Below are 20,100 nucleotides of genomic sequence, written 5' to 3' on the forward strand. Positions count from 1 at the left end.
ACATTCAGAGGGGTCTCTATGACCTCTCTATCTAAACACACCAACCCACCAGCAAAAGTACGTTTGTGTCAGGGTTGCGAACTGCCCGTTGATATCGTTCCTCTCGCTCAAGGCAAAGTGGCGCACTGCCCTCGATGTGGTTATGAGCTTTACCGAGGCGGAAATCCAAGTTTGTCAGGTAACCTAGCGATTGCGATTACCTGCCTATTACTTTTTATCCCCTCTCATTTCTTTGATTTTATCAGCATTCGACTATTTGGAGTGATGATACCTGCGACGTTGCCGTCTGGCATGATCGCGCTGATGCAAGAAGGTTTTGTTCTTTTAGCCTTGTTAATTTTCTTTTGTAGCTCTATCGCGCCTCTTATCGTCTGTGGATCTATTGTTACCGCACATTTCTCGCTGCATCAGCGATGGTTTAGAGGGTTTCAAATCTCGCTGTGGCTTGCTCAACACCTTAAACATTGGGTCATGATTGATGTATTCCTTATTAGCATCGCCATTTCGTGTTTCAAGCTACAAGATTATTCCGACATTTATGTTGGGCCGGGGTTAATCGGTCTGGTTCTATTGCAAATATCGACAGTGCTGCTTCTTTCTCGAGTAAGTATTCGGCGCTATTGGGAAGCATGGCAAACTGAAACCACCTATACGTTTAAACATAAAGATGTGCATTGTCATGAATGTCATTTATCGCAACCAGAAAGTAACAAATGTCGTCGCTGTCATCATGCGCTGTATCACCGTAAGCCACATTCTATTCAAAAAACGTGGGCTTACCTCGCGGCAGCAACCATCGCGATTTTTCCTGCCAACCTTGTCCCTATTTCAATATTAATTACGAATGGACAAAGACTTGAAGATACGATTTTTTCTGGCGTCGCTGCGTTAGTGAAAAATGATATGTATGGCATCGCATTTATCATCTTTGTTGCAAGTATCGTCGTGCCTGTGGCTAAAATTCTTGGGTTGGCATACATACTTCTATGCATTAAGTTCAAACGTACTGTATTTAAAAAACAGCGAATGATGGCTTATTTCGCGGTTAAATGGATTGGCAAATGGTCAGTGATGGACCTGTTTGTTATTTCAATCATGATGACGTTAGTCGATCGTGGTCAGATTCTCGATTTCACCCCAGGATATGGCGCAGTTGCGTTTGGACTGGTCGTGGTATTCACAATGCTTGCAGCTGATAGCATTGACCCTAGGCTTATCTGGGACCAAGTCCCAAAACAATCTAAAAAAGAGTCAATTAATGAGTGATCAGAAAAGTTCTCAAACGTCATACGTACCGGATGTTCGGAAAAGCAAGGGACTTTCTCCCCTGTGGTTGTTACCGATTCTAACGATGCTGTTAGCAGGTTGGCTAGTGATCAAATCAATCCATGATGCGGGCCAACGAGTTCAGATTTACTTTTCCGACGCGGCAGGCTTAGTCGCAGGTCGAACCACCATTCGTTACCAAGGTCTAGAAGTCGGCATGGTGCGAGACATAAACTTGTCTGAAGATCTTACAAGCATTTACGTCGATGCTGATATATACCCAGAAGCGACAAAACTGCTCAATGAAGAAACCCGTTTTTGGCTCGTAAAACCAACCGCAAGTTTAAGCGGGGTGACAGGGTTAGATGCGTTAGTTTCCGGTAACTATATCTCGATCAAGCCAGGCGAAAGTGACAAGTTTGAAACTAAGTTTCATGCGTTAGACTCTGCACCGACAGATTTACATGTAAATCAAGGCTTAAACATTAAGCTAAAAAGCCGAGACTTAGGTGGAGTATCCATCGGTTCCCAGATTGTATATAAGAAAATTCCAATTGGTGAAGTCTTTAGTTATCAACTGGATGAAGATGCTAAGTCGATTACCATTCGCGCCAATATTCAAGAACAGTATCGCCATTTAATTAATGACCGCAGCCGATTCTGGAACGTCAGTGGTATTGGTACAAGCATCGGTTTTGACGGTGTTGACGTTAGATTAGAAAGCATGAGCGCCCTACTCAGCGGTGCCATCGCTGTCGACTCCCCAGATGATGGTGAACCTGTTGACGAAAATTCTCAATTTCGCTTATACAAAGATTTGAAAACCGCTGGTCGTGGTATTCCGATCAAAATAGCATTACCAGATGATAATAAAGTCAGTGGTGAGGGTGCGCCTATCATGTACAGAGGGATAGAGGTTGGCCAAATTACCGATTTGAATCTATCCGAGGGACGAGAAGTCATCTTAGCATCTGCCGCTATTCAACCTGCTTTTAGTGACATGCTAACTTCCGGAACACGTTTTGTTTTAGAAGAAGCAAAAGTGTCGCTTTACGGCATCGAAAATATCACCAACTTAGTGCGCGGCAACTTTTTAACGATTGTTCCTGGTGACGGTGAGCGTTCTCGTCGCTTTACGGCCATTCGTAAAAGTGTTTTCAATCAGCAACAAGAAAAATCCATCATGATTCGCCTTGTATCTGATAATTCATTCGGCTTAGACAGTGGTGCAAATGTACTTTACAAAGGCATTGTCGTAGGTTCGATCATTAAAGTTGGCTTACTTGATGCGAAAAACGCAGAAAAAGCCAAACACGAAGTCTTTATGGATGCTCTCATTGACAATGAATACAAACATCTCATCAAGTCGAATAACCGCTTTTACGTTACAGGGAGTGCATCAGCAGAGCTTACCGAATCAGGGCTGAGTGTCACTGTTCCGCCTGCAAAACAATTGCTCAGTGGATCCATCAGTTTTGTCACTCAAGGTTCCGATAGCATCTTAACGCAATATCAATTGTTCCAAAGCAAATCTTTGGCAGAGTTAGCGCAGTACAACCAAACTGGTTCAAAAGTTCTGAGTTTGTTTGCTTCTGAGTTACCGCCAATTTCTAAAGGTAGTCCGCTCCTGTATCGTAACCACCCTGTCGGAAGCGTGTCTGATTTTAGATTGGTTGACGGTGGCGTCATTGTGAATGCCACGATAGAAAATCGCTATGCCCATTTAATTACCGCGCAGACCGTATTTTGGAATCGCTCTGGTGTAGAGATCGACGCAACCCTAGCTGGCATCAGCGTTAAAGCACAACCTCTCAAGTCCCTCATTAAAGGTGGTATTGCTTTCGATTCTATTCCTGGTATTGAGAATAAAACAGGTGAGCGTTGGAAACTCTACCAAGACCACAAGCAAGCACGAAAATACGGCCGAGTCATTTCTTTAGAGACTGATGGCACTCAAGAAGTCACACAAGGTATGCCGATAAAATATCAGGGCGTAAAAGTGGGTGAAGTAACGCTAGTTGTACCGAACTTCCACCGTGAGATTGTCGATATCACCGCTAGAATTTTGCCAGAATACGTGGATAACATTGCTGTTTCAGGTTCGCATTTTTGGTTAACGGAACCAGAAATTGGCTTAGGCGGCGTGAAGAACTTAGGTGCATTAGTGGCAAAATCAATCAGTGTTGAGCCAGGTAAAGGCGATGCGAAATTTAAGTTCTCTTTGGCAAAACACCAACAGAATGAACAAGGCATTTCTTTCACTTTGCAAAGCGAACAACGTGGTTCAGTCCAAATAGGCACCCCTATCTTGTATCGTCAAATTGAAGTCGGCCAAGTCACGGATGTTCGCCTTGGTGAGTTTGCAGACCGAGTGATGACTCGTATCGAAATTCAACCAAAATACGCTTATCTGGTTCGCCAAAATAGCGTGTTCTGGAATGTATCCGGTGTGGATGTGTCTATCGGTATCACTGGAGCAAACATTAAAGCGGGGACGATTGATAGCCTTGTTCGCGGCGGTATCGCATTTTCTACGCCAGAGCAACAAAACATTGCGCCAGTGGCCAAAAGCGGACATTCGTTTTACTTGAATCCACAAGCAGAGGAAAGCTGGGTTAAGTGGCATACCGCCATTCCAAAGCCTTAATATCTTATGCTTACTTAATGCCTTATGCTTATGATTCTAACGACAGACCCCATATACCAGCTTAGTCGCTCTATCGTTAAGCGAGTCAAATAGCTAAGAATAAATATCAAAGAGTAGCCATCGCTGCTCTTTTTTATTATCCAGCCCTGAGCAAGTATTCGTTTCTGGCCCGCTTTCGTATATTATTTGCCTCAAATTCTGCAATCGAGATTCCACTTTGCATCCGAACGTTTACATCCCAGAAGCTTTTCTGGAAAAAATCCGAACTATTCTTCCTGCTCACCTCAACATGGATGACTTTGTTGCGTCATGCCAAAAACCATTACGTAAAAGTATTCGTGTCAACACACTCAAAATCAGTGTTGAAGCATTTTTAGAGCGTGCGGAAGCAAAAGGTTGGAAATTATCACCGGTTCCTTGGTGTGAAACTGGCTTTTGGATCGATGCTGATGAATCGAGCGTACCATTAGGCAACACCGCTGAACATATGTCTGGCTTATTTTACATCCAAGAAGCCAGTTCTATGATGCCCGTATCTGCATTATTCATGAATGATGAAACTTATGCGGCTGTTCTAGACACTGCTGCCGCTCCCGGCTCAAAGACGACTCAGATCGCAGCGCTAATGAATAACGACGGAGTTTTGGTCGCGAATGAATACGCTGCGAGTCGTGTAAAAGTACTTCACGCGAACATCGAGCGTTGCGGCGTACGTAATGCCGCACTAAGTAACTTCGATGGTCGTGTCTTTGGTGGTTGGCTACCAGAACAATTTGACGCGGTATTACTCGATGCGCCATGTTCAGGCGAAGGTACCGTTCGTAAAGATGAAGATGCAATGAAGAACTGGACACAATCGTCAGTAATTGAAATTGCAGACACGCAGAAAGATCTGATTGAAAGTGCTTTCCATGCTCTAAAACCAGGCGGCGTAATGGTTTATTCCACTTGTACGTTGAGTACCGAAGAGAACCAACAGGTTTGCCATCATCTAAAAGAGACATTTGGGGATGCGGTTGAATTTGAAAGTTTAGAAAGTTTGTTTGAAAATGCGAACGCAGCACTGACTGACGAAGGCTTTTTGCATATTTTCCCTCAAGTGTATGATTGTGAGGGCTTCTTTGTTGCGCGTATTCGCAAGCTATCCGCGGTCGAAGCACCGAAAGTGAAAAAGCGAATGGGTAAATTTCCTTTCGTGAAAGCATCAGCTAAAGAATCCGTAGATATCGAAAAGCAACTTCATACTGCGTTGGATATTGAACTCCCAAGCGATAGCACTGTTTGGATTCGTGATAAAGATGTGTGGTTATTCCCTAACGCTTTAGAAGCCATGATTGGTGAGCTGCGTTTTTCTCGTATGGGAATCAAAATCGCAGAATCTCATAAGAATGGTTATCGCTGGCAACACCAAGTCGCCACTGCCCTAGCGACTGGGACAGAGAAAAATACGATTGAACTGACGATCGAAGAAGCTCGCGAATGGTACATGGGCCGAGATGTTCGCCCACAAAACATACCCGCAGGGGCTCAAACCGGTAAAGGCGAAGTACTGGTTAAGTATGATGGCGCAATCATTGGTCTTGGTAAATGGGTAAGTAACCGCATTAAGAATGGATTGCCAAGGGAACTCGTTCGCGACAAGAACCTTTTCTAATCCTGACATTCGATTAAACAAAAAAACCATCGCTCTACGATGGTTTTTTTCACTATTCAAATTTGTCACAACTCAATGTAAATGGGGATAACTAGCTATCTAAGTGCTCTGTACTAAACTGAATGTATCGTTGCTCTGCTTTGGTACGTTCTTTAGAAGAGCATTATTAAACAAACCAAGAACATTATTTAACAAACATTGGTTTACAAGTTTAGCGCAGGCTCTTAGGAGCCTATTTCCCCTAGGCCCAAAATAAGGACGAGTTTGGGCCCTTTTTTTTCATCGTGTTTTATGCACTAAACGCTACGAATACCGTCTTTTTCGATAACGATTTTGCCCTGTTTATACAAACCACCAATGGTCTTTTTAAACGTGCCTTTACTCGTACGAAACGCATCAAAAATCGCTTCCGGTGTTGACTTGTCATTTAGTGGTAAATAACCACCTTTCTTTTCAAGCAACTCTAGCACTTTCATCGACAAGTCATCCATCTTCGCCACTCCCACTTTTTGAAGTGCTAGGTCGATCTTACCATCTTCACGAATCTGTTTGATGTAACCTTTCAGTTGCTTACCAATGAATAATTTACCGAAAACGTCAGATGGGAAAATCATTCCCCAATGCTTTCCATTCACGATAGCTTTGTAACCAAGTTGGCTGCGCTCTGCAATGATTAAGTCGACCTGCTCATTCACTTCATAGTTTGCAGGTGTTTTATCAAGCCATTTATTAAATTTCGTCGTACCTACAATGCGGCCAGATGCTTTATCTGTGTAGACATAAACCAAAATGTTTTGACCTTCGGTAAAGCGAGCACGTTGTTCACTAAATGGGATAAGCAAATTTTTGTCGCTAATTCCCCAACTTACGAACGCACCCGTTACATTGATGCCTTCGATTTTCATTAAGCCCCACTCGCCAACTTGGGCAATGGGCTTTTCAGTGGTCGCAACAAGCTGGCTTTCAGAATCGAAGTAAAGAAATACATCAAGACGATCACCTATTTCGGTACCCTCTGGAACGTGCTTGTTCAGTAGCAGTACCGAACCATAATCCGCACCATCAAGAAAGATGCCAAAATCAGCCTTTTTAATGACTTCTAAGCTGTTAATTTGACCAATTTTAATCATTGAATTTGTCTCTTTTTAAATTTACTGACGATTATACCCAAACTCATAAGAAAATCAGAGAGAAAAGCAAATCTCTCTGCTATGCTGTCGTCGATCAACCATTTATCCTAGTCGCCCTTAATTCAGAACAACTACTTAGGTTAGGACAACTACTTAAGTTAAGACAACTTACTGACGCTTTAAGGCTTAGGATGCGTTAGCAATATCAGGAGCTTTTCTTGGTCACCGTCGACAAACAAGACTCTGTCACCCTAAAAATCAGCCATGCCTTGGCGAAGAGTAAAACACTCGATCTTGATATCTATATTTTTGTCCCTGGCGAGCTGGGCTTAAACGCCGATATTATCAGTGAATCTGAGTTCTATTATACGTCTATTACTCAAAAGCGTTCCTACTACAGTACAGAGGTTCTGCTTCCTCTTGTTCACAGCCGATTGGCCAAACGTGGGCGACTGTCAAACCAACAATACCGTGTTAGTTTGAGTTTGTTTGCCTATCAATACGTTATCGCACTGGATAAAGCCGTTGCTGCTCTCAACAAACACGAAAAAGATGACAGTGTTACGGCTGACGAAGTCGACGAGGTTATCGAACTAACACTTGATATTCTCAAACGTCTTCGCCGCTCTATCCCGTATGAAGAAAACTTAAAGCGATACTATGTGAACATCGACAACTACTTGTCTTGGTACACTGAACAGCGCTTTCTGTCTCTTGTCGCTCACCTCCCACGCGAGGGCGACTACGGCACGATCAAAGAGCGCCTGATTACGCTATGCGAAAAAGAACAAGCTCACCGCAAACTAAACAATTACAACTCAGCAAGTATTGTGGAAGACGTCACCCGTCTTTCAAATAAAATGCGATTGCTAAGACGATTGATTGAGCACCCTATCGTATTACGTGAAAAAACCACATCGATGGGTAATAACATCAAGCGAGCTATAAAAGGTATTGCAACTGGATTAGTGATGGTGGTAGTAACCTCGACCGTGATCCTCGCACGTGATTATCTTGGTGAGATCTCGGCATCGTTTATCGTCGCAATGTCATTTATTTATGCGTTACGTGAGATCTTTAAAGATGATCTTCGCGATGCAATGTGGCGTTGGATTCGTAAGGGCAAACCAAAGTGGCGTAAAAAGTACATGGACCCGACCACGAAAAAAGTCGTGGGCCGAAAATTGGAGTGGCTAGACTACAAGACGTTGTCCAACTTGCCAGACAGAATCCAGAACATTCGTAAGAAACGAGTTGTGCAGCGTGAAGAACAGATTCTTCATTACCATGCGAAAACCGAAATGGCGACGTCACTCTTTTTGAGTGGTTACGAACAAACTCGCGAAACGTTGAACGTCAGCTTGCGGCCAATTATCCGACTGATGGATAAAAGCTCGAACCGCGTATATCGTTTAAATGATGGTCAAGTGAGTAAAGAATCCGTTGAAAAACGCCATCTGCTCAATGTGATTGTCAAAGAGGACAATCACACAGATGAGCCCATTTACTATCGTTGGAAAGTGGTCTTAAACCGTTCGAAAATCGTGTCTATTGAGAAAATCGAACTCACTTAGATCTAAACGATGGAATCTCAAACTAAGCAGCTTCTTTTTGAGCTGCTTTTTTTATTGCCGCTTTTTTAATGGACAGTGTTAACGAGAACTCAGCCATAGGCTCATTCCCATTGATACTTGGACATAGCGCAGTAATTCTTACATCTCGATTCACTCGCTCCCCCGTTTCTAGCGTGAGCCGTAACATCTCATCAATCACGGGGCCGTCATGACAAACAAAATGTACATCCGCTTCGGGCCTTTTTAGGAACTCTGCTTTTACTCCCTTAAAGGCCAAAGATATGCGTTCACCTTGATCTTTCGCCTTGCTCATCGCCAAAAAACCACCTGCCACATCGGCACCTACTGCTAACGCACCGAAATACATGCTATTGAGGTGATTCTTCGTTCTTCGACGAAGTGGAATTTTAACTTCTACATGCTTGTCATCAATAGCGAGGATCTTTGGGCGGCATAGCCAAATGAGTGGCACTTTAGAAAATCCGAATAGATTAAGATAAAGATTGGCACGACGAACGGAAGACAACATTTTTGGACTCCTTTCCAAACAAGTCTGACCAGTTAATCAGTAATCGCTTTTGCTGTCAAAGAGATGTTAAAAAAAGGTGACATCAGAAGCGTAGAGGTACCCAAACCGTGACAGCGTCACTATGATTTGCATTTTTTGACCCTCACGCGTCCATCACTTTCGTTCTTTTCACCTTAACTCAGAACAAATAGGAATAAATTCAAACAACTATGTATTGATGTTGAGATCAATTCCTGTCATTTTTGCATAACTTACATCAATACCCATTAACCAAATTGTATACAATTCGATAGTTACTAGATAAGAATCCCGTGAAACGGTTTATTCCTAAGTGTAATTCCGTTATCTTTACCGCTTCGCAATAGAGAATAAAGCTATAACATGCCTATTAAAACAGATGAATTGAGAACCCAACCTTTGGGTCCAATGCCGACTCCAGCAGAATTAGGCAGCACACATCCAATCACCGATGATGTCGCTGACCGTATCGCTACATCTCGTCGTCAAATTGAAAATATTTTAACGGGTGAGGATGATCGTATCCTTGCTATCGTTGGTCCATGTTCAGTTCATGACACTGAAGCTGCGATTGACTACGCTACACGCCTTAGCAAAATTCAAGATAAGTACAAAAACGAACTATTTATTGTTATGCGTACTTACTTTGAGAAACCTCGCACAGTAGTAGGCTGGAAAGGCCTAATTACCGACCCTAACCTAGATGGCTCTTATGCACTTGAAGCTGGTCTTCATAAAGCCCGTAAGCTGCTACTGGATATCAACAAACTTGGTTTGGCAACCGCAACAGAGTTTCTTGATATGATTACAGGTCAATACATTGCTGATCTCATCACTTGGGGGGCAATCGGTGCTCGCACAACCGAGTCTCAAATTCACCGTGAAATGGCGTCTGCGCTATCTTGTCCGGTTGGATTCAAAAACGGGACAAACGGTAACGTGAAAATTGCGATTGACGCTATCCGCGCTTCTCAAGCATCACACTATTTCTACTCTCCGGACAAGAATGGTCGTATGACGGTATACCGTACCAGTGGTAACCCATATGGTCATATCATTCTTCGCGGTGGTGAAAAAGGTCCTAACTTTGATGAAGCATCGGTAAAACAAGCGTGTGATGCACTTGCTGAGTTCGATCTGCCACAACGCCTGATTGTTGACTTCAGCCACGCAAACTGTCAAAAGCAACATCGTAAACAAATTGACGTTGCAAAAGATATTTGTGACCAAATTAAATCTGGCAGTACACAAATTGCTGGTATCATGGCAGAAAGCTTCATTATTGAAGGCAATCAGCCAATGACTGATATTAACAACCTAACTTACGGTCAATCTATTACCGACCCATGTCTAGGTTGGGATGATACTGTGACCATGCTAGATATGCTGGCAGAAGCAGTTAAATCCAGTAAATAATTTCCCTATAACAAGATAATCAAGGAATCTTCATGCCATCGTTTGATATTGTTTCAGAAATCGATAACGTTGAACTACGTAATGCCGTTGATAACGCGAACCGTGAACTATCGACTCGTTTCGATTTCCGCAATGTAAATGCGAGCTTTGAGCTAGTAGAAGAAAACGTAAAACTGTCTGCTGAAGGTGACTTCCAGCTAAAGCAAATGCGTGACATCTTGCGCAGCCATTTGGCAAAACGTAACGTAGACGCGAATGCAATGGATGCGAAAGAACCTGAAGTGACGGGCCGTAACTGGCACCAAAACATTGCATTTCGCCAAGGTATCGATACGCCAACCGCTAAAAAAGTGGTTAAGCTAATCAAAGATGCAAAGCTTAAAGTTCAAGCTTCTATTCAAGGTGACAAAGTACGTGTTACTGGTAAGAAGCGTGACGATCTACAAGCGACTATTGCAGCGATCCGAGAAGCAGAAATGGGTATCCCGTTCCAGTACAACAACTTCCGTGATTAATCACACGCACCAGTTAACGTTTGATGTTTGTTAATTGAAGTATAAAGTAGAATGAAAAACGCCGACGATAATTTTGTCGGCGTTTTTGTATTTGTCGAGATCCAGCGACTCGGTTAGATAACCAAATCCTGCCCTTGCAGAAGCGAAAACTCGTTCGTTCCTTGGGGAATAAGCACGCAAACGCGCAATTTATCTTCTTTTGCTTGCCTCAGCATGTTGGAAAGCTCAGCCGCACAAGAAAAAGACTCACGCTCTGCATCTCTTCTTACCAACTCCATGACATTGGCCTCACATTTTATCGAAGACAATGCCAGTTCTGCCTGCTGCATATAGCGTACTGCTTTTATAGGCAACATCTCTACATCAGCCCCTACATAAATCCATGTGCAACTACCCTCACTATCGAGTGGCATTGACATCGCTTGCTGATAAATCACTTCAAGTTCACGATTGTCTTTCGCATTTTCAACGTCGGGATGCGAAAAGTAGTTTTCCCAAAACTTACGGCGTAAATCGACCGTTGGCAGAGCTTCTTTGATGGAATTACGTTTAGAATTTGCAAATTCTGCCATTAACCCCATGTTTTGCGGAAGAATGGCTTCTAGCTTTTCACGGATATTTCGAATTAAAACCGGAGATGCCCCGCCGCTAGAAATGGCAATTTGGATACGTCCTCGATTGATCATTGATGGCGTAATAAAGTCACAATATGGCTTATCATCGACGACGTTGACTAAAATTCCGAGCGCTTTTGCATCTTTATACACTTGATGGTTGAGGTCAGGATTGTCTGTTGTCGCCCACACTTGGACAAAAGAACTTGTGACAATGTCACTTGAATAGAAACGTTGAATCCAGTGCACTTGCTGCTCTTGTGCAAGCTTACTTAAAAAATCAACAAGACTTGGCGACACGATGGTAACGGCAGCTCCTGCTTTCAACAAAGCCTCGACTTTACGGCTTGCTACTTCGCCACCGCCGACCACCAATACTGGCTTATCTACTAAATCTAAAAACAGAGGAAAATAACGCATTTCAATCCATGACCACTTCAAATAAATATACCCAAATAACCTTGCTCGCTTGATTCAGCGGAAATGACGACATTGAACGGACAACGCTTGTATACGTGTTGTGCCTTTAAGTCACTTGGGTATAACCCTCTCATGCTACCAAAAATAGGGCAAACACTTCATCTTGTTTCATCACCAGAAACAATTTTTGTTCGAATTTTGTCTCTGGTGACTTTTGCTCAACTGATGATAGTTTTAATAACAAACAATTATTCTACGTTTATTCTCTCACCATTCCCGAATGTGCTAGTGCACCAAAACGTTACCCAATTGCACTATTTACAATCAGTTAACATTTCGTCATCCTAATTTGTAAGGCAATTTGTGATTCTCATCAAAACTCTTTTTAAATTATATATTTGAGAATTAACAAATCCTTTTCTACGCTTATAACTGATTGATTTGCCGATTACCGTCTCTTCAGAATCAATCACGTAGGATAGAACAATAAACGAATTGGACACGTTGCATCAGGCCACTCCTGATTTAACATGGATCATACAGGAAGGATACACATGGCAAACAAACTCACAATTCTTGCTTCCGTCGTAGCGGCATCTACTGCAATGATGAGTACTACCGCTCAAGCAGCAGACACGACTCTGGACAAAGTCACAAAACAAGGTTTTCTAACTTGTGGCGTAAGTACAGGTTTACCTGGCTTTTCAAACCCTAACTCAAAAGGTGAATGGGAAGGTATCGACGTAGAATATTGCCAAGCGCTGGCTTCTGCCGTTCTTGGGGATAAAACGAAAGTTAAATATGTACCCCTAACCGCGAAAGAACGTTTCACTGCACTTCAGTCTGGTGAAATCGATGTGCTTTCACGTAACACCACCTGGACGCTTCATCGTGATACTGCTCTTGGTTTGAACTTCGTAGGCGTTAACTACTACGACGGTCAAGGCTTTATGGTGAAGAAAGATCTTGGTATCTCAAGCGCTAAAGAGCTTGATGGTGCATCTGTATGCGTGCAATCAGGTACAACAACAGAGCTAAACCTAGCCGATTACTTCCGTAACCAAGGCATGGCATATAAACCTGTCGTATTTGATACTGCAGCGCAAACCTCAAAAGGTTTCGATGCGGGCCGTTGTGACGTACTTACTACCGACCAATCTGGTCTTTATGCACTTCGCTTAAACCTTAAAGACCCATCTTCAGCTAGCGTACTTCCAGAAATCATTTCAAAAGAGCCGCTAGGACCTGTGGTTCGCCAAGGTGATGACCAATGGTTCAACATCGCTAAATGGACATTGTTTGCAATGGTGAATGCAGAAGAATACGGCATTACTTCTAAGAACGCGGATGAAATGTTGAAATCAAAAGATCCAAACATTAAGCGTATTCTTGGTGTAGACGGACCTAAAGGTAAAGGCTTAGGTATTCGTGATGACTGGGGATACCAAGTCATCAAACAAGTGGGTAACTACGGTGAAAGCTTTGAACGTACTGTAGGCGAAGGTTCACCACTGAAAATTTCTCGTGGTGTCAATGCTCTATGGAATGCTGGTGGCTTTATGTACGCGCCACCAATCCGCTAATAAAACGATTTTCACTGGGCGGTTTTTAGCCGCCCTTTTTAGTGAGTAAATCTATAAATAGGTTTGAGGTTATCGCTGTATGAAGCCGACAAATAATGCATCGCCAAGTACGATGTCCAAGCCAAGCGGAAATAAAAGCCTGATTTACAATCCTGTCTTTCGCTCCGCTCTTTTCCAGATCATTGCCGTCGCCGCACTGGTATTTTTTTTCTACACAATCGTAAATAATGCTCTTAACAACCTAGAAGCTCGAGGTATCGCCACTGGGTTTGGGTTCCTTGATCAAGAAGCAGGTTTTGGTATTGGCCTGACTCTCATCGAATATGACGAAACGTTTTCTTATGGTAGAACCTTTGTTATTGGTCTGCTTAATACTGCATTGGTTTCTGTGCTTGGTATTATTCTCGCGACCATCATTGGTTTCACAATGGGTATTGCCCGCCTTTCTTCTAACTGGCTAGTTAGCCGACTGGCTGCGGTATACATTGAAACATTTCGTAATATCCCTCTACTTCTACAGATTTTCTTTTGGTACTTTGCTGTTCTTCAAGCGCTACCATCACCGCGTCAAAGTCTTAGCCTTGGTGAGGCGATTTTCCTTAATGTCCGAGGACTATATTTCCCTGCCCCTGTGCTGGAAAGTGGCAGTAGTTTTGTTATAGCAGCGTTTATATTGGGGCTTATTGCAAGCATTTTTATCAGCGTCTGGGCTAAAAACAAACAACGCCTTACTGGTCAACAAACACCAATGGGCAGGATTGTTTTGGGCTTGGTGATTGTATTACCACTTATAGTGTATTTCATGGCAGGTATGCCGATTTCTTTGAATTATCCGGAGTTGAAAGGCTTTAATTTCCGTGGCGGGATAAGCATTATTCCTGAGCTTGCGGCCCTTTTATTAGCACTAAGCGTATACACCGCGTCATTTATTGCTGAAATCGTACGCTCTGGTATTAACGCGGTCAGCCATGGGCAAACTGAGGCTGCAATGTCTCTCGGTCTGCCAAGATCGAAAACCCTGAAGCTCGTCGTTATTCCGCAAGCTCTACGTATTATTATTCCACCTCTTACTAGCCAATACCTAAACCTAACCAAAAACTCATCTCTGGCGATGGCCATTGGTTATCCTGATTTGGTTTCTGTATTTGCTGGCACGACGCTAAACCAAACCGGGCAAGCGATAGAGATCATCGCGATGACGATGGGCGTTTACTTAACCTTAAGTTTGATTACTTCTGCGTTAATGAACTTGTACAACCGTAAAGTAGCGCTGGTGGAGAGATAATATGAGCATACATCAATTCCAACCAGACCTACCTCCTCCAGCAAACACTGTCGGGGTTATCGGCTGGTTACGCAAAAACCTATTCAATGGGCCTGTCAATTCGATCGTCACACTCATCTTAGCGTACATCGTCTTTTCTGCTCTTTGGAATATCATCGATTGGGCGTTCATCAATGCCGATTGGATTGGCAGTACACGAGATGACTGTAGCCGAGACGGCGCATGTTGGGTATTCATCAGCGTGCGCTGGGAACAATTCATGTATGGCTTCTATCCAGAATCTGAGCTTTGGCGCCCTCGTCTGTTCTACATCAGCTTGGCTATTTTTACTGCACTGCTCGCGTATGAAAAAACGCCGAAGCGTATTTGGATCTGGCTGTTTTTTGTCAATGTGTACCCTTTTATCATTGCTGCACTCTTATACGGAGGCGTATTCGGTCTTGAAGTGGTCGATACTCACAAATGGGGCGGCCTACTTGTCACGCTGATCATTGCGCTTGTCGGTATCGTTGTTTCTTTACCAATTGGGGTTGCATTAGCTCTTGGTCGACGTTCTGACATGCCAATCATCCGAAGTATCTGTACGGTCTACATTGAAGTATGGCGTGGAGTTCCACTTATCACAGTTCTGTTCATGGCATCTGTCATGCTGCCTCTGTTCTTGGCTGAGGGTTCAGAAACCGACAAGCTCATACGTGCGCTCATAGGTGTGGTCATGTTTAGTGCTGCATACATGGCGGAGGTTGTCCGTGGGGGTTTACAAGCCATTCCAAAAGGTCAATACGAAGCTGCTGATGCTCTAGGCTTAAGTTATTGGAAAAAGATGGGACTGATTATTTTACCGCAGGCTCTTAAAATCACGATCCCATCAATAGTAAACACCTTCATTGGCTTATTTAAAGACACCAGCCTTGTACTGATTATCGGTATGTTCGACGTACTAGGCATAGGTCAAGCAGCGAATACCGACCCAGAGTGGTTAGGTTTCGCTACAGAAAGTTATGTATTTGTCGCGTTAGTGTTTTGGGTATTTTGTTTTGGCATGTCGCGCTACTCGATATGGCTTGAGAACAAACTTCATACCGGCCACAAACGATAGCTCATCAAGATCAAGGACGTATTATGACGCAACAACAAGACTACATGATCCAACTCAAGGACATGAACAAATGGTATGGTGAGTTTCACGTACTAAAGAACATCAATCTGGAAGTAAAGCAAGGTGAGAAAATCGTCATCTGCGGCCCGTCTGGATCGGGTAAATCGACCATGATTAGGTGCATAAACCGCCTAGAAGAGCACCAAGCTGGCAGCATTTATGTTTCAGGCACTGAGCTCACTGAAGATCTGAAAAATATCGAAGCAGTCCGCCGAGAAGTTGGGATGTGTTTCCAGCACTTCAACCTATTCCCTCACCTCACGGTGTTGGAAAACTGTACCTTGGCGCCTATTTGGGTTAAGAAAATGCCTAAAGAAGAAGCTGAAGCCGTCGCCATGCAGTATCTGGAACGTGTAAAGATTCCTGATCAAGCCGATAAGTACCCGGGGCAGTTATCAGGTGGCCAACAACAACGTGTTGCTATTGCTCGCTCTCTTTGCATGAGCCCAAAAGTGATGCTGTTTGACGAGCCAACATCCGCACTCGACCCAGAAATGGTACGCGAGGTGCTGGATGTTATGGTCGAACTGGCAGAAGAAGGCATGACCATGTTGTGTGTCACGCACGAAATGGGTTTTGCCAAAGAAGTGGCTGATCGAGTCATTTTTATGGATGCAGGTGAAATCATCGAAGAAAATAACCCTATCGATTTCTTTGAGAACCCACAATCTGATCGAACACAAAACTTCTTAGCTCAGATTCTTCACCATTAAAACCGTCCCAATAGTCGTAACGGCAAGGGAAAACGTTAAGCGCTGATTTCTATTTCAGCGCTTTTCTGTAAGCATTACTTCTCTAGCCATTGAATAAACCGTAAATCTCCACGGGCGATAGTGACCTACTTTGTCTTTTTTGTCCGAGACTTAATAACAAAGCAGACACAAAACGAGTCTGCGTACATCGCAGCTATGCAAGACGGTAATATTGTGTTACAAGTTGCCACATACATAACACACTATTTCTATTATTATTTTGTTCTAGAGATAGACGTGTCGGGCTTGATTTTTTGAACTTTCGGGCCCATATATGTCTATATATCAAAGATAAGACGGTCCCTTATAGAGGAAGATTATGAACAGTCCTATGTTTTCACGTACTACTACTCAAGAGAGTGCTCTACAAACCAACAAAGTATTGCGTAATACATATGCACTACTTTCAATGACTTTACTATGGTCAGCACTGGTTGCTGGCGTTTCAATGGCATTTAACTTACCACGTCCGGGCATTATCCTAATGTTGGTTGGTTTCTACGGCCTACTGTTCTTGACAGAGAAAAACCGCAACAACAGTATGGGCCTTGTGTTTACGTTCCTATTTACGGGCTTCTTGGGCTACACTATTGGTCCAATCCTGAACATGTACATCGGCGCTGGTATGGGCGATGTGGTTCTTACAGCACTTGGCGGTACCGCTTTGTCATTCATGGCTGCGTCTGCTTACGCTCTAACAACTAAGCGCGACCTATCTATGATGGGCGGCCTGATGTTGTCGCTATTCGTTGTTTTAGTAGTCGGGATGATTGCGAGCATCTTTATCCAATCAACTATCCTACATCTAGCAATGAGCAGCTTGTTCATTGTGTTCTCTACCATGGCTATTTTGATGACCACTCAAGGCATCATTCGTGGCGGCGAAACAAACTACATCTCAGCAACGATTACACTGTACGTATCAATCTACAACATCTTCATCAGCCTACTAAGCATTCTAGGCATCATGAACGACGACTAATTCGTTAGACGTTAGATTGACTCTCAACGTTAAAAGCCCGAAGTTTACTTCGGGTTTTTTCTTTTCTATGCCCCTCCCAAAGAATCACTTTAATTTGACTTAATATGCAAAAACCCAAGTCTCTACTCGGGAATTTTTCCAACCAAATGCATGAACTTTCAATTTTGTGAATATTCTCATGTCAGCATCAGTTTGCTATGGCACGACTATGAATCCATCATCTATTGAACACGTGTTGTATGTTTTCGCTTCATTCAGTGACCATAACTGATTCTTTTGTTGAGCAATCCCTTAGCTCTACGCTACCCTATAATCATCAAAGACAATTAAGCGGATAACACATCATGTTCGTTTACAACGGCAAACAAATTGAAACCGACGCTCAAGGCTATCTTCTTGACCACACACAGTGGGAAGAAGGTATGATTGAGCTTTTAGCGAAAGAAGAAGAAATTGAGCTTACCGAAGCGCATCTAGAAGTTATTCACTTCGTTCGTGATTTCTATGTGGAGTTCAACACATCACCTGCGGTGAGAATGCTTGTAAAGGCAATGGAAAAGGCTCACGGCCCTGAAAAGGGAAACAGCAAATATCTATTTAAGCTGTTTAAAAAAGGCCCAGCAAAGCAAGCGACAAAACTCGCCGGCCTGCCTAAGCCAGCTAAATGCTTGTAAGATCATAATATTTTAAATCCGCGGAAAGGTTTATAAGAGGCTGACTCTCGAAACACACTTTCGACCGTTGCTGTCCGCGGACCATCCTCTAGCCATAAAGCAAACTCGGATATTTGATCCTGCGTTCCGCAGGCCATCACTTCAACATCACCACTGTTCAAGTTTTTTGCGTAACCTGTTAGCCCCAACTTAAGCCCTTGGTGTGATGTGTGATAACGAAAACCTACACCTTGAACATGACCTTTTACTATAAACTTCTCACACTTTAGGTTCATCCGCATACCGCTCCTTTTCATTGAGTGATATATTATTTCCGTCTATTTACCCCACTAAGGATAGTGGGTTTTTGTATGGTTATAATAATTATGAAAGAAATTCCTTTCCGCTGGATTGATAAATATCTCATCCACTTAAAGATTCAAGAAAAGTTTTATTTGCTTTTCTTTCTTCCACTTCTCGCTATCGTCATCCTCACATTTGTTATGAATAGTGCTGCGGATGCCCTCATTACGAACATGTACGCTGAAGAGCTTCAGCTAATGAAAGGCCTTATTGAAGCTGGCAACCTTTCTCAGTCACAAGTAGCAAGTTTAATTGCTGGTTCAAGCACAATTTCTATTGGTTCTGGCCCAGGATCTATCTCTGTCTTAGATGGTTCGTACAGTTTGGTCGCCAATCATGACAAATCATTGTGGTCAGCCCTTTCGACAATACAAGTTTCAGTGATCTTAGTTAGCCTTGTTCTCGTTGCATTGAGTGTTTATTACATCATGACGTTCATTGGCGGTGCGATGTTCACGATGAACAAAGCACTTAATACGTTAGCAGATGGCAACTTAACAGCACGTATGAATTTCTTCCCTGTCCGTGATGAGTTCAGTGAAATCGCGATTACTATCGACAAAGTTGCAGAACGTGAACAAAAGATGGTGCTCTCTATTCAAGAGTCGGTAGCGCTTATGCAACAAATCAGCTCCGATCTCAATCAATCCATCAAAGACAGCTCGAACATTTCTAATACACAGCAAGAACACCTAAACTCGCTAGCTAGTGCAACGGAAGAAATGGCATCTACTATTCGTGAAGTTGCTACCCTCGCCCACAACTCTAGTGAACAAACAGAAGATGCTCGCAGTGTTGCTCAATCGGGTCAAATCAAGGTAGAAAATACGCTGGCTTCCATTTCTTCTCTCTCTAACGAAATTCAATCAGCGTCACATGCCGTTGAAGAACTTGATGCTAACGCCGCGCAAATCGATGAAGTGGTCACAACCATCAATGGCATATCAGAGCAAACCAACTTACTGGCGTTAAATGCTGCTATCGAAGCAGCTCGTGCTGGTGAACAAGGTCGTGGATTTGCCGTCGTTGCGGATGAAGTTCGAGCTCTAGCGGGCAGAACCCAGCAAGCAACCGTTGAAATCCAATCAATGATTGAGTCGCTACAACGTAACAGCCAATCATTAACTAAGTTGATGGAAGTGACGGTTAATAACGCGAATGACGGTCAAAGCTTAATGACTGAGGTCAATCAGGAAATTGGGTCTTTAGCGGATAAGAACCTGAGTATCTCAGACAGCAGTATCCAAATTGCAACCGCTGCCGAAGAACAAGGCGTTGTGGCTGACAATATTGCATCAAGCGTTGAAGAGATTCGAGTGCAAGCAAACAATGTGTGCACCATGATTTCAAATACTTCACAAAATGTAGAGCAGCTACGTCAACAAAGTGATGCGATGGAATCCTTACTCACAGGATTGAAAGCATAATTACATAACAATTGCATATAGGGTCACTTCGGTGGCCCCTTTTTTCCCTGTACTTTTTCCCCTGTACTCCTTTGTCCGCATCGTATTTTATTGATTGTTTACACTTATTGCTT

General features: G+C 43.2%; 17 protein-coding genes. 13 read left to right on the forward strand and 4 right to left on the reverse strand.

Annotated features, from left to right (window positions below; genetic code table 11):
- Positions 1-18 precede the first annotated feature (18 nt).
- From VA249_RS07615 to rsmF, 3 genes are all read left to right on the forward strand, one after another.
- Positions 19-1,266, forward strand: a complete 1,248-nt coding sequence (locus VA249_RS07615) for a paraquat-inducible protein A (protein WP_221069738.1) — start codon at positions 19-21, stop codon at positions 1,264-1,266.
- Positions 1,259-3,913, forward strand: coding sequence for an MlaD family protein (locus VA249_RS07620; protein WP_221069740.1), 2,655 nt, complete (start codon positions 1,259-1,261; stop codon positions 3,911-3,913). Before VA249_RS07615 ends, VA249_RS07620 begins: the two co-directional genes overlap by 8 nt.
- Before the next feature lie 217 nt (positions 3,914-4,130).
- Entirely contained in the window at positions 4,131-5,567 is a 1,437-nt protein-coding gene (gene rsmF, locus VA249_RS07625) for a 16S rRNA (cytosine(1407)-C(5))-methyltransferase RsmF (RefSeq protein ID WP_221069742.1), read from the forward strand.
- Positions 5,568-5,863: 296 nt separating this feature from the next.
- Here the strand turns inward: rsmF and VA249_RS07630 are convergent, their stop codons facing one another.
- Positions 5,864-6,697 (reverse strand): CvfB family protein, encoded by an 834-nt coding sequence (locus VA249_RS07630; RefSeq protein ID WP_221069744.1) that lies wholly within the window; start codon positions 6,695-6,697, stop codon positions 5,864-5,866.
- 218 nt (positions 6,698-6,915) lie between these two features.
- Here VA249_RS07630 and VA249_RS07635 point away from each other — a divergent pair, with 218 nt between their 5' ends.
- A complete protein-coding gene (locus VA249_RS07635) occupies positions 6,916-8,271 on the forward strand; it encodes a hypothetical protein (RefSeq protein WP_221069746.1) in 1,356 nt (451 codons plus the stop codon).
- A gap of 22 nt (positions 8,272-8,293) precedes the next feature.
- Here the strand turns inward: VA249_RS07635 and VA249_RS07640 are convergent, their stop codons facing one another.
- On the reverse strand, positions 8,294-8,800 hold the full coding sequence (locus VA249_RS07640; RefSeq protein ID WP_221067559.1) for a DUF4442 domain-containing protein: 507 nt from the start codon (positions 8,798-8,800) through the stop codon (positions 8,294-8,296).
- Between the two features lie 381 nt (positions 8,801-9,181).
- Between VA249_RS07640 and VA249_RS07645 the strand changes: the two genes are divergently transcribed.
- Complete coding sequence (locus tag VA249_RS07645; protein WP_128810851.1) at positions 9,182-10,234, forward strand: 3-deoxy-7-phosphoheptulonate synthase; 1,053 nt, start codon at positions 9,182-9,184, stop codon at positions 10,232-10,234.
- A 32-nt stretch (positions 10,235-10,266) separates the two neighbouring features.
- Positions 10,267-10,749, forward strand: a complete 483-nt coding sequence (locus VA249_RS07650) for a YajQ family cyclic di-GMP-binding protein (protein WP_128810850.1) — start codon at positions 10,267-10,269, stop codon at positions 10,747-10,749.
- Between the two features lie 113 nt (positions 10,750-10,862).
- On the opposite strand, the gene VA249_RS07655 is transcribed toward VA249_RS07650, so the two are convergent.
- On the reverse strand, positions 10,863-11,783 hold the full coding sequence (locus VA249_RS07655) for a precorrin-2 dehydrogenase/sirohydrochlorin ferrochelatase family protein (RefSeq protein ID WP_221069883.1): 921 nt from the start codon (positions 11,781-11,783) through the stop codon (positions 10,863-10,865).
- Between the two features lie 554 nt (positions 11,784-12,337).
- On the opposite strand from VA249_RS07655, the gene VA249_RS07660 reads away from it, so the two are divergent.
- From VA249_RS07660 to VA249_RS07685, 6 genes are all read left to right on the forward strand, one after another.
- Positions 12,338-13,366: an amino acid ABC transporter substrate-binding protein gene (locus tag VA249_RS07660; protein ID WP_221067560.1), complete on the forward strand. Its 1,029-nt coding sequence runs from the start codon at positions 12,338-12,340 to the stop codon at positions 13,364-13,366.
- Between the two features lie 79 nt (positions 13,367-13,445).
- Positions 13,446-14,651, forward strand: coding sequence for an amino acid ABC transporter permease (locus VA249_RS07665; RefSeq protein ID WP_221067561.1), 1,206 nt, complete (start codon positions 13,446-13,448; stop codon positions 14,649-14,651).
- Position 14,652: 1 nt separating this feature from the next.
- Positions 14,653-15,750, forward strand: coding sequence for an amino acid ABC transporter permease (locus VA249_RS07670; protein ID WP_221067562.1), 1,098 nt, complete (start codon positions 14,653-14,655; stop codon positions 15,748-15,750).
- A gap of 23 nt (positions 15,751-15,773) precedes the next feature.
- On the forward strand, positions 15,774-16,523 hold the full coding sequence (locus VA249_RS07675; RefSeq protein ID WP_128810846.1) for an amino acid ABC transporter ATP-binding protein: 750 nt from the start codon (positions 15,774-15,776) through the stop codon (positions 16,521-16,523).
- A gap of 358 nt (positions 16,524-16,881) precedes the next feature.
- Positions 16,882-17,544 carry a Bax inhibitor-1/YccA family protein gene (locus VA249_RS07680; protein ID WP_005446774.1) on the forward strand — a complete coding sequence of 221 codons (663 nt, stop codon included), beginning with the start codon at positions 16,882-16,884 and terminating at the stop codon, positions 17,542-17,544.
- 344 nt (positions 17,545-17,888) lie between these two features.
- The gene (locus VA249_RS07685; RefSeq protein ID WP_128810845.1) at positions 17,889-18,218 is read left to right on the forward strand and encodes a TusE/DsrC/DsvC family sulfur relay protein; all 330 of its coding nucleotides are present in this window, start codon (positions 17,889-17,891) and stop codon (positions 18,216-18,218) included.
- 2 nt (positions 18,219-18,220) lie between these two features.
- On the opposite strand, the gene yccX is transcribed toward VA249_RS07685, so the two are convergent.
- Positions 18,221-18,493 carry an acylphosphatase gene (gene yccX / locus VA249_RS07690; protein ID WP_221067563.1) on the reverse strand — a complete coding sequence of 91 codons (273 nt, stop codon included), beginning with the start codon at positions 18,491-18,493 and terminating at the stop codon, positions 18,221-18,223.
- 90 nt (positions 18,494-18,583) lie between these two features.
- Here yccX and VA249_RS07695 point away from each other — a divergent pair, with 90 nt between their 5' ends.
- Complete coding sequence (locus VA249_RS07695) at positions 18,584-19,987, forward strand: methyl-accepting chemotaxis protein (RefSeq protein WP_221067564.1); 1,404 nt, start codon at positions 18,584-18,586, stop codon at positions 19,985-19,987.
- Positions 19,988-20,100 lie beyond the last annotated feature (113 nt).

This window comes from Vibrio alfacsensis (assembly GCF_019670485.1).
In the GTDB taxonomy this organism is placed as follows: domain Bacteria; phylum Pseudomonadota; class Gammaproteobacteria; order Enterobacterales; family Vibrionaceae; genus Vibrio; species Vibrio alfacsensis.

Excerpts from the sequence above, each read along its gene's own strand:
- VA249_RS07665 (WP_221067561.1), top strand. The coding sequence starts at position 13,446 with ATGAAGCCGACAAATAATGCATCGCCAAGTACGATGTCCAAGCCAAGC.
- VA249_RS07695 (WP_221067564.1), top strand. The coding sequence starts at position 18,584 with ATGAAAGAAATTCCTTTCCGCTGGATTGATAAATATCTCATCCACTTA.
- VA249_RS07680 (WP_005446774.1), top strand. The coding sequence starts at position 16,882 with ATGAACAGTCCTATGTTTTCACGTACTACTACTCAAGAGAGTGCTCTA.
- VA249_RS07615 (WP_221069738.1), top strand. The coding sequence starts at position 19 with ATGACCTCTCTATCTAAACACACCAACCCACCAGCAAAAGTACGTTTG.
- VA249_RS07620 (WP_221069740.1), top strand. The coding sequence starts at position 1,259 with ATGAGTGATCAGAAAAGTTCTCAAACGTCATACGTACCGGATGTTCGG.
- yccX (WP_221067563.1), bottom strand. The coding sequence starts at position 18,493 with ATGAACCTAAAGTGTGAGAAGTTTATAGTAAAAGGTCATGTTCAAGGT.
- VA249_RS07645 (WP_128810851.1), top strand. The coding sequence starts at position 9,182 with ATGCCTATTAAAACAGATGAATTGAGAACCCAACCTTTGGGTCCAATG.
- VA249_RS07670 (WP_221067562.1), top strand. The coding sequence starts at position 14,653 with ATGAGCATACATCAATTCCAACCAGACCTACCTCCTCCAGCAAACACT.
- VA249_RS07655 (WP_221069883.1), bottom strand. The coding sequence starts at position 11,783 with ATGCGTTATTTTCCTCTGTTTTTAGATTTAGTAGATAAGCCAGTATTG.
- VA249_RS07630 (WP_221069744.1), bottom strand. The coding sequence starts at position 6,697 with ATGATTAAAATTGGTCAAATTAACAGCTTAGAAGTCATTAAAAAGGCT.
- VA249_RS07650 (WP_128810850.1), top strand. The coding sequence starts at position 10,267 with ATGCCATCGTTTGATATTGTTTCAGAAATCGATAACGTTGAACTACGT.
- VA249_RS07685 (WP_128810845.1), top strand. The coding sequence starts at position 17,889 with ATGTTCGTTTACAACGGCAAACAAATTGAAACCGACGCTCAAGGCTAT.
- VA249_RS07675 (WP_128810846.1), top strand. The coding sequence starts at position 15,774 with ATGACGCAACAACAAGACTACATGATCCAACTCAAGGACATGAACAAA.
- VA249_RS07640 (WP_221067559.1), bottom strand. The coding sequence starts at position 8,800 with ATGTTGTCTTCCGTTCGTCGTGCCAATCTTTATCTTAATCTATTCGGA.
- VA249_RS07660 (WP_221067560.1), top strand. The coding sequence starts at position 12,338 with ATGGCAAACAAACTCACAATTCTTGCTTCCGTCGTAGCGGCATCTACT.